Origin of the sequence: Scytonema sp. PCC 10023, from assembly GCF_963920835.1 — a bacterium.
Classification (GTDB): Bacteria; Cyanobacteriota; Cyanobacteriia; order Cyanobacteriales; family Nostocaceae; genus Kalymmatonema.
The window spans coordinates 1-9414 of sequence record NZ_CAWUDP010000183.1; the positions used below are offsets into that span (position 1 = coordinate 1).

The following is a 9414-nucleotide window of genomic DNA, read 5'->3' on the forward strand; positions in this document are numbered from 1 at the left end:
ATAATCAAGTGGCAGGTTAAAAACCTTGTCGGTTGCAGGTCAACTAAATCTAACAGGGTGTTAGAAAAATCTAACAGGGTGTTAGAAAAATCTAACACCTTGTTAGAAAAATCTCACAGCGACATATATATAGATCGCGCGCGCGCGAAGACTTATTCAGACTTAGATCAGACTCTCTCAGACAAGAGCGAGGGAGTGAAAAATGATTTACAAAATCAACTTCAAGAGGAGCCAGCCCACGATTCCTCTGAGAAACCAGTAGATGAAGCAACCACCCAAGCAATTATCAATTCTTCTAAAGGATCATTAGCCGCGCCCCGCGACCCGTTTTTCAACCGTAAACCTTCCCCTAAAGAAATTGAGTGGGACTGGCTACCGGACGGACCATGGAGAACAAACGAGGGCAAGCTTGATGCAGCTTTCCTTTGGGCGATCGCCCAAAGATGGCTGAAGGAACACGGGGGAGACATTCACGCGAAGAGAGCGAATGTACTAAAGCATTTTCGCAATGAGCCAACCAATCTCCCCATTGAGTGGGAGTGGTATCAAAACCTCACTTTGCATAAAGCCAGCAACATCCAAATTCGCAAGCAGGCAGAGATTGATACCACAGTGGATGAGCAGGAAATCATTAAGCATTTCTCAGCAGCGAAGGAACTGCCGGAAGAATTGCGGGTGACTGAGGAGCGTGAGCCCAAAGAAGTATTAGAAGAAATTGCACCACACATCCTCAAAGCAATCGAAGCCCCTAGTGATGAATTCGGGCAAATCAATCCCGGTTCCTATCAGCTAAAGGAATTTTCTGCTGATGATAGAGCATTTTGGCAGAAAATCTACTCTCCCCAATTGAATCAAGCTACTCAATCCACGAATTCTTCTGCCAAAAAGGAAGCTGAAGAAGCCATGGATTCAGTGGATGACCAGAAAAAAGTAGCCAAGAAGCTAATTGAAAACTTGCGACGGCGGCACGAAGAAAAACGCAAGCGACCTTTGGAGAACCAAGGGGAAGGGGATAAAAACCTCGCTTCCATAAGTAAAGTCATCAACCCACCAGCAGAGATACCATTCTCTGTGATTCTGGAGGACATGAGGAAATACCTCAACTGTGGCAGCGATATCTACAGGCAACGTGCAATCGATTGGGCATGCAACCCTGAGAACGGGTGCAAGTTGGTACGCTCACGCTCTGGCTGGATTGTCGATATCGAAGAAATAGATTTTTAAATTTTTAGCTTTTTGGCTTTTTAGCTTTTTAGCCAGGGAGTAGGAATTAGAGATCAGAAGTTACCCTGACCCCTAATTCCTAACCAAAAACCTTATCAAAATCCTAAAACCAATTATGGAACTATTTGATACCAATCAGTACACCACTGGCACAGCTTATGATTTTGAATTGAATTCCTCTGAGAAAAAGCAAGGCAAGCAGCCTATCTATGACCCTGCCTGGGAAGATGGCAGCGCTTTTCCTGGAATTGAGGATGAGGCTGAGAAATGGAAGGAAGGCGATTGCCCAGGGGGCACTGCCGAAGGCAATCGCTTTGTTAACCCTGGTGGTAGAGGTGGAGTTATTCAAAAAGCCTTCCGCAAGAAGTACAGAATTCTTTGGGATAACGGACACACTGCTGATTACACATCAGAAACGATTAAGGCTTATGGATATCAGAGGATAAAAACCGACAGTACTGGCGGGGTAGACACTTCTTGTCAGGACAGTTCTATTGAGGTGGACACTTTTTATCAAGACAGTTCCGCTAAAACGGACACTTTTTATCGGGACAGTTCTACTGAAGTGAGCAGTTCTGAGGAGATAGGCGATCGCTGGAATCCTGACCACTTCGACAGCAACCCATCATTTAAAGCCGATGGCAGACAGCTAACCATCTTCTTAGAGGAAACTGGTACAGGTGAACCACCAGAGCCGGATGATTTTAAATCAATTGGGCTAAGGCTAGAGAAGCTGTCATGAAGTGCCAAGTACCTTAAAGCATTGATATGGCTACCTTTTAGCCGTTATCCGTCAAAGTATATAAAACTTTACACAGTTCCGAGTTTTAACAGTGTCGGAACATTTTCATAATTTTAGTCTTGAATTTTAGGATTTCAAGCACTAAAAGGAGTGCCAAAAAGAGTAAAGTTCCGGCTCAAAAAATGATTTGGAACTTTCAAGCGGGATATGGCACAAGGTGACACTTTCTCTAGCATTACGCCTTGTACACGAATGACAGCGTCAGAACCCAGTATTTCTTTGAGCCACTACCCGGACAAAGAAAACGAGCAGATTTGAAATTGAATCAAAAAAAGGCTCGTGCGCTCGTGTATGAAACCGGAATTCACCGGACGAAACACTTAGCCGTTAGCCAGAACGCAATACAATTAAGCTTGTTTTAATGAAGAAGTGCAGCGCGTAGCGCTGCACTTCTTGTTGGCTGCTACTTGCGACGGCGGCTAGTGGTGTCTTTCCTCTTAGAAGAATCTTGAAAAACTTTTACCCGGATGAGTCGCGGCGTGAAGTTCGGAGGCAGGCACCGCCACACATAAATAAGCATCGATTTGATGAGTAAGCGCCTAATGTGGCGTGTGACAGCCGCAGACGAACGACCGCGCCCACCGAACGAGATGGCAAACTTAGTACTAATTAACTTGGACGACTCGTGAAGAACGCCCATTTCAACGTGTTTTTCACCTGGTTTTCTTCCCGCCGATGCCAAAAACATCCACATTACCTGACTTGCTTGGCGCGAGTCTTCGAGCGCGAAGCTGATATCAACGAGCCGAGCGGCACTCCTTACGGGTAGACCTGAGCGTGTGAGTTTGTGCCGCGTCCGCGTGCGGGTAACGAATCCGTTTACTTGGTGGCGTAAAAAAAAATAGGCGATCGGACTTCCTCACAGAACAATCGCCTAGTATGTACCTCGTCAATTTTTGACATAATTCAAACTTTCAATTTCTCTGTAAAGCTCAAACCTCAATCGCCCTCCTCCCCTACTCGCTAGAGAATCAGCAATAGTATCTAAAAGCTTTGTCACCGAATCGGTAGAGATAGACAACACCCTCTCTTCTTGACTTGGCAGATTTACTTCAATACTGCGATCGCCAAGTAAAGCCCTAATAAGATACACCTTCTGGTCATTGGTTAAGCTACGGCACGTCGTGACCAGTGATTGGTACTCTGTCTCATTCATTTATTTTCTTCGGCTGGGGGAAATTCAGATTCTATACTGGCACCGATTCCCTGGTAAGTGTCAAGGTTTTTTTGGCATTTCTCTCTGTCGGCTTATTATTCATGTCTTCCATAGATGCAGCAACAATGCGTAAAGCTTCTATTTTTTCTTCTTGGGTGGCATCTTGGAGTAAAGTTTTCATGTTATTTGTACGCGGGTAGAGCAAGTTAAAGAAATATTCACGAGCCTCTGGGGGTAATCCGTCAATGATTCTTTCAACCGTTGATGCTCGTACGTCGGATTTGTCCTGTATGAATTTTGAGATGGTAGCTTCGGCTATCCCCGACTGCTCGGATAACCAGACCCCTTTTATCCCACAGTCTTGCATGGTTTTTTGTAGAGCTTTATTGATTTTGATCATGAGTATAATGATGACTGGTGTGATAATGTTAAAACATTAATCAAAATTCTAAGAGGAATCTGTGATATTTTGATTAATGTGACAATCGTATCACGAAAACAAAAACCCCAGCAATCGATAGCTGAGGCATTTCTCTTTTAACATTCATTACTCGGATTATGACAGAAAAGTCTTCAAGTCTGTATTATTCTTGCTTTTTTGCGCTCAATACTCTGCCTTTGATGGGGGTAGAGCTATGAAAAGAGCGATCGCATCACTGGGAAAAGACCTTGCAATTGTAGAACAAGAAGCTGTAGAGTCATCAGCTTTTTACAAATTGACGGCTAGAACAGCGGTTCACGTCATAAATGCAAACTTATCTACAACTGCCTATCGGCTTTGGATTTACTTAACCTCGTTATACCAATTTAGTGACCATTTTGAGTATATGCCATCTCATTCAGAGTTGGCAGCGCGCTTTGGGGTAAGTCGTCGGTCAATATTTAGAGCTATTGCAGAATTGGAGCAAGCTTCTCTCTGGGAATTCAGAATTGAGCGATGGAAAGGGCGTAATCTTACAGGTCATGGGGTTCAACTCGTCGATGACAAATCTGGCACTGTCGATGACAAATCTGGCACTGTTGATGACAAATCTGGCATTGTTGATGACAAATCTGGCATTGTTGATGACAAATCTGGCACTGTCGATGACAAATCTGGCACTGTGCATAATATAGATCGCGCGCGCGATAAGACTAATAAGACTAATACAGATTTAAAAAAGACAATTTCAGAAGAAGAAGAAGCGCCACCCCGCACCACTGAAGTCCTCGACTTAAACGAAGTCCTCGAAGTTGAAATCATCGAAGGTGAAAGCCAATCCACAGTAGCTAGTGAGGAGAACCAACCCACAGATGCTAGCTTCGTTCAAAGCGAAGACGGCACCCACTCAATAAATCCGATTACTTTGAGTGAGGAACCATCTACCCCGCCGCGAGACACTACGGCACGATTCGCGAAACTGCGAGAGATAGAAAAGCTGAGTGCTATGCCTCAGAGTTTCCCGTGGAAGGAAGCCGACGGCGTGACTTTCCGCACCGAAATGGTAGATGCGGTCTATGAGGCAAATCGGGACTGGTACTCCTTACCTAATGGGCAGAAGAATAAAACGGCAATCGTTGCCCGATTAAAAGCGCTCGAAAAGAATTTAAAAAAACTGAATGACAACGCGATCGCATCTTGGAATGATTTGCAGAACTATTGGGAATCTGCGGTTACTTTTCTCCCAGAGGTGCAGCAAGTAAAGCAGGCTTTTGAGGATAAAGAGCGCGAGGAAGCCAGGGCGAGACGGAAGAACCACAGAATTAGATTCACGGCATAGGGGAGGTAAATATATGCCAAGTGATGCAGCTTTTGAAAAGTGCATGAGTGCTTTGCAATCTTTTTATGGTAGTACGGTTGTTCTTGATGGCGGAATTGTCGAATCAGTCTACTACCAAGCAGTTGAAAAATTAAACGATGAAGAGTTAGAAGCGGCGATCGCAACCTGCATTAAGAAGAACTCGCGCCAATTCGGCTACTTTCCTTCAGCTACTCAACTGCTTGAGTATGCGGGATACGACCCAGAAAGACCTCCAGGAGAAAACTACATGGCGCAGCAGCCAGCAAACTATCTTGCCTTGCGGTCTAGTGAGATGGTCGCTGACGAAATGACTCAAGAGCAAAGATTGGTGATGATCCAATGTATGCGCTTGGCGGCTGAAAAGCGCAATAAGAAAAGATTCAGGAACAAAGGATTGGTTTCGATTGGCGAGGTGATAGACCCCAGCATTGCCCGTCAATCACTGCTAGAAGACATGAGGAAATATCTCAACTCTGGCTTAGACGAGTTACGGCAACGCGCAATTAATTGGGCGTCTGACCCAGAAAACGGCTGTGAATTAGTGCGCGTAGATGGGCGGGTTACCGATATTCGCGAAATAGATTTTTAGCTTTTTAGCCTTTTAGCTTTTCAGCAATTCAAAAATATGGAATTATTCGACACCAACCAGTACACCACTGGTACAGCTTACGATTTTGAGATGGGGCAAGGTTCATCTAAAACAAAGGGTAAGCAACCAATCTATGACCCTGCCTGGGAAGATGGCAGCGCTTTTCCTGGGATTTCGGATGAGGCTGAGAAATGGAAGGAAGGCTCACGCATTTCCAAGCCAAACGGAGGGACTATAAAGAAAGTTTCCCGAAGCAGGTACACAATCGAATGGGATAACGGCTTTTCTGCTGAATATACAGCAAAGCAAATTAGGGCATATGGTTATCAAATTGAAGATGGGCAGAACCACCAGAGCGATTCTCCAGGGGAGACGCTCAGCGAACGCCCTAAAGATGATGACCGATGGAACCCAGAACACTTTGACTCTAACCCATCATTTAAAGCCGATGGCAGACAACTAACCATCTTCTTAGAGGAAACTGGTACAGGTGAACCACCAGAGCCGGATGATTTTAAATCAATTGCAGAATATGAGGAAGCGTGGGAGAAATGGGAGAAAAGCAGCTTACACAATTCGATCTGTGCAGTGGGGTCGGCGCAGGTTTCCCGCTTGCTGGAATCAAAGTCGGTGGATTTAAGCTCATCGGGCTTGCAGAAATCGACGATTATTGCTCAAACATCCTCAGCAAAAGATTCCCAGGAATCCCCAACTATGGAGACGTCCGTGAGTTCCCAAGTGGACGGTGCATTGCACCCTGCTGTGTCACCGCTTCCCCACCCTGCCCATCATTCAGCATTCAAGGGAAGCGGCTTGGAGCCGATGACCCGCGAGACTGCTTTCCCGCAGTCGTCAGAATCATCGAACAGTGGCAACCTGCCTATTTTGCAATTGAAAATGTTCGAGGACTGCTTAACTGCCCCCTGCGACCAGGAGCAAAAGAATCCTATTTTGGATTTCTCCTCTCTTCGTTTTCCCGCTGCGGGTATGATGTCGAGTGGCGAGTTGTTTCCAGTGGAGCCTTTGGAGCGCCCTTTCTTAGGGAAAGGCTTCTCATGGTGGGAAAGTCCCACCGCGTTGTCTTCAACGGGACGAGCGCCTGGAACGACCAAATTAGAGAGCAGCTTAATCAAGCAGGGAATTTTGAGCCGTGGGCAAGTAATCAACCCAGTCTTTCTGGAGGAATCTTTCGGAATTCCGCAGGGTTGGACCGACCCGCTGGAGTGCCGTCCGGCGACGGAACTATTAGAAGAAGAAGGCAAGCACTCGGGAATGCGCTTGATCCACGAGTGGGAGCGATCGCCCTTAGAAGAGTCCAATACCTACATTCAATTGCCTCCATCCGAGCCTGAATTAATACCCGAGATTTTCTCAGAGGAAACGAAAAAAGATAGGCGGAGAGGGTGTTTATATAAGTACTTGGAGAATAAAAAACTCAAGTCTGGAGCGATCGCCAGCTACCCCAGAGTGACCGGAGAGCGTGACCCAGACAACCCTAAACACTGGCGATGGGGCTTTAACTGGGAGGAAAAAATTGATGGTCAGTGGAGAAATAGAAGCTTTGGCTGTGTCCCCGTGGGAACAATCCCAATGATTCAATCCATGCAAAAGTCAGATGTATCTCTGCAAGAAATCATTGATTTTATCCGTAGGAGTAAGCGAAAAGTTCAGTGATTGAAAGAGGAAGGGAAAGGGGAGGGCGATTGCGATTCGGGGCAGTGCTTTCCCTTGCAATCGCTAACAAATTTATCGCAGTGCATAAAGTCAATTTATTCAAGGACAAATTATGAACGTTTTAACGCTTGCTAAGTATGGAACTATACGTACAACTGAAGATAATCGGTTCAGCGTTTTTGATACGATTCGCGTAATTGGAGGCAAAAAGAATCCTCACGAGACTTGGAAGCGATTGTGTGACGACTATCCAGAGGTTCTCACAAAATATGACAACTTCCAATTTCCCGGAGCGGGTCAACGCCTAACCCCAGTTGCAGATACTGAAGGCATCTTTTATATCATTGGTTTGCTTCCTGGTTCCGTTGGTCATGCCTATCGAGAAGCCGCAGCACGAGAGATGTGCCGCAGATTTGGCAAGAGGTATGAGGATGTGGTATCAAAGGCTAACAACGCCCTTATTCCTCCATCCCCCCAAGAAATGGTAGAGGTTTTCAGCGCTATATTCGGCGTCGTCAAAGACATGGACGACAGGCTGATTGCCAGATTTATTGCTGAACAAGTCGCTGAAGCTCATCCACAGTACAAGCCTTACTTGAAAGCTGCTGCACCAATGCTCGTCGTTCAAGCTGAAGATGAGGCTGTCACAGTAACCACGCTTGCCAAGATGTATATTGAGCGCACTGGCAAGGAACTATCAAAGAACAACACCGATTTAGGCAATGCGATTGCCCAAGGGGCAATCGCATTGCCAATCGCTCTCAATAAAATACTAATTGACTCCGGATTACAAATAGAAAATCCAAATAAAGCAGCAAAAAAAGACGGACAGCCTGCATACTTACCCACAGAAATGGGTAAAGAATATGCTCAAGTAATTTTTCAACAGGGTGCAAGCAGCAAGAAAACTATCCAACAACTGCGCTGGTACCCATCCGTTCTTGATGTCCTTTCATAGGTATCACAATTAGGAGAAATGAAGTGAACAAAAAACCAGCGTTGTTTTTGGACATAGATGGAACGTTTCCGAATTCGCCAACAGTGTCTTCGCTAGTGAGAAGCCAAGTATTTGGAGACTAAAAAGCTTAAGGGCGGAGTGGTTGCAAGCTACCCACGAGTAATGGGACGTGACCGAATCAAGCAGGGGTGCAGGGGGTAGGGGGCAAGGGGGAAAAGAAGAATTGAGAAAAATTGTTGTCCCCTGTATCCCTGCAATCTGGTCACAAGCCCCCGAATTTATTCGTGGAACCGCCCCTTTTCTCCCTATCCCCCCCAAGCCCCTACATTCATGTATGGGGTTTTCTCCCACTAGCGAACCGCTAGAAAGCCCCTCTGCCTCTTCGTTGACCCCCGGTATCTATGAATTTAAAGCGGTGAAGCCGGAAGAATTACGATTTTTGTCAGCATAGAAACGCTTATTCGCGTTTCCAAACCCGATGCGGGGATTCCCGTATCGGTGAACAGATAAAAGCGAGCAACTTTCAAGGATTCTTAGAGGAAAAATGGTACAGCAGCTTAGCCTATTTCAAGATTTATCCAGCTTGCCTCCTGTGGATTATTTTCCTGATTTTTTGACTAACGAGGAGGCGTACGCCTTATTCAAGCATATGAAGCAGCTTAAATGGTCACAGAATCAAATTAAAATGATGGGTAAATGGCTTGACTTGCCGCGACTAGAAACGATGTGCGGTGAGCCTGGTATAAAATATACTTATTCCGGCAGCGTGGAATTAATCGCGCACCCTTGGACGCATGAACTCACTTTACTTAAGGATAAAGTAGAAGCTTTGACCGGGTATAGCTTCCAAGTGGTCATTGGTAACTACTATCAAAACGGTGCAGATTATATTGGCTGGCATTCAGATAATGAACCATCTATGGGCGCTAATGCTCCTATAGCAAGCATAAGTTTAGGAGCAATGCGGAAGTTTCAGATAAGACAGAAAGCCAAAGGGAGCAAAATTTATGATTACTGGCTAGAGAATGGCTCACTGCTTCTGATGCATCCTGGTTGCCAGGGAACGCTACCTGCACCAGTTACCAAAAAATCCTAGCTTGACCAAACCTAGAATCAACTTAACTTTTAGACCATTTTTGAGGCAATAACAGCAATATTGGAACGTTCCAGACGTCTAGACTAGTTCGCGGTGCGAAACTGCAAACCTTTACGGCGATTGATGTGTACGAA

The 9414-nt window shown here is 45.5% G+C and carries 11 protein-coding genes; 9 read left to right on the forward strand and 2 right to left on the reverse strand.

The window, feature by feature from the left end; translation table 11 throughout:
• Window positions 1-195: 195 nt before the first annotated feature.
• From ACM0OZ_RS46515 to ACM0OZ_RS46525, 3 genes are all read left to right on the forward strand, one after another.
• Window positions 196-1224 (forward strand): hypothetical protein, encoded by a 1029-nt coding sequence (locus ACM0OZ_RS46515; RefSeq protein ID WP_414589757.1) that lies wholly within the window; start codon window positions 196-198, stop codon window positions 1222-1224.
• Window positions 1225-1339: 115 nt separating this feature from the next.
• Window positions 1340-1966 carry a hypothetical protein gene (locus ACM0OZ_RS46520; protein WP_414589758.1) on the forward strand — a complete coding sequence of 209 codons (627 nt, stop codon included), beginning with the start codon at window positions 1340-1342 and terminating at the stop codon, window positions 1964-1966.
• A gap of 685 nt (window positions 1967-2651) precedes the next feature.
• Window positions 2652-2795: a hypothetical protein gene (locus ACM0OZ_RS46525; RefSeq protein WP_414589759.1), complete on the forward strand. Its 144-nt coding sequence runs from the start codon at window positions 2652-2654 to the stop codon at window positions 2793-2795.
• A 120-nt stretch (window positions 2796-2915) separates the two neighbouring features.
• Here the strand turns inward: ACM0OZ_RS46525 and ACM0OZ_RS46530 are convergent, their stop codons facing one another.
• Both ACM0OZ_RS46530 and ACM0OZ_RS46535 read right to left on the reverse strand, forming a co-directional pair.
• Window positions 2916-3182, reverse strand: a complete 267-nt coding sequence (locus ACM0OZ_RS46530; protein ID WP_414589760.1) for a hypothetical protein — start codon at window positions 3180-3182, stop codon at window positions 2916-2918.
• 31 nt (window positions 3183-3213) lie between these two features.
• Complete coding sequence (locus tag ACM0OZ_RS46535) at window positions 3214-3582, reverse strand: hypothetical protein (RefSeq protein ID WP_414589761.1); 369 nt, start codon at window positions 3580-3582, stop codon at window positions 3214-3216.
• Window positions 3583-3817: 235 nt separating this feature from the next.
• Here ACM0OZ_RS46535 and ACM0OZ_RS46540 point away from each other — a divergent pair, with 235 nt between their 5' ends.
• The 6 genes from ACM0OZ_RS46540 (at window position 3818) to ACM0OZ_RS46565 (ending at window position 9280) form a co-directional block, all read left to right on the forward strand.
• Window positions 3818-4942: a helix-turn-helix domain-containing protein gene (locus ACM0OZ_RS46540; protein WP_414589762.1), complete on the forward strand. Its 1125-nt coding sequence runs from the start codon at window positions 3818-3820 to the stop codon at window positions 4940-4942.
• A 13-nt stretch (window positions 4943-4955) separates the two neighbouring features.
• Window positions 4956-5552, forward strand: a complete 597-nt coding sequence (locus tag ACM0OZ_RS46545; protein WP_414589763.1) for a hypothetical protein — start codon at window positions 4956-4958, stop codon at window positions 5550-5552.
• 551 nt (window positions 5553-6103) lie between these two features.
• Window positions 6104-6904 (forward strand): DNA cytosine methyltransferase, encoded by an 801-nt coding sequence (locus ACM0OZ_RS46550; protein WP_414589764.1) that lies wholly within the window; start codon window positions 6104-6106, stop codon window positions 6902-6904.
• Between the two features lie 67 nt (window positions 6905-6971).
• The gene (locus ACM0OZ_RS46555) at window positions 6972-7226 is read left to right on the forward strand and encodes a hypothetical protein (protein ID WP_414589765.1); all 255 of its coding nucleotides are present in this window, start codon (window positions 6972-6974) and stop codon (window positions 7224-7226) included.
• A 112-nt stretch (window positions 7227-7338) separates the two neighbouring features.
• The gene (locus ACM0OZ_RS46560; protein WP_414589766.1) at window positions 7339-8184 is read left to right on the forward strand and encodes a hypothetical protein; all 846 of its coding nucleotides are present in this window, start codon (window positions 7339-7341) and stop codon (window positions 8182-8184) included.
• Between the two features lie 544 nt (window positions 8185-8728).
• On the forward strand, window positions 8729-9280 hold the full coding sequence (locus ACM0OZ_RS46565) for an alpha-ketoglutarate-dependent dioxygenase AlkB family protein (RefSeq protein WP_414589767.1): 552 nt from the start codon (window positions 8729-8731) through the stop codon (window positions 9278-9280).
• The last annotated feature ends 134 nt before the right edge of the window (window positions 9281-9414 follow it).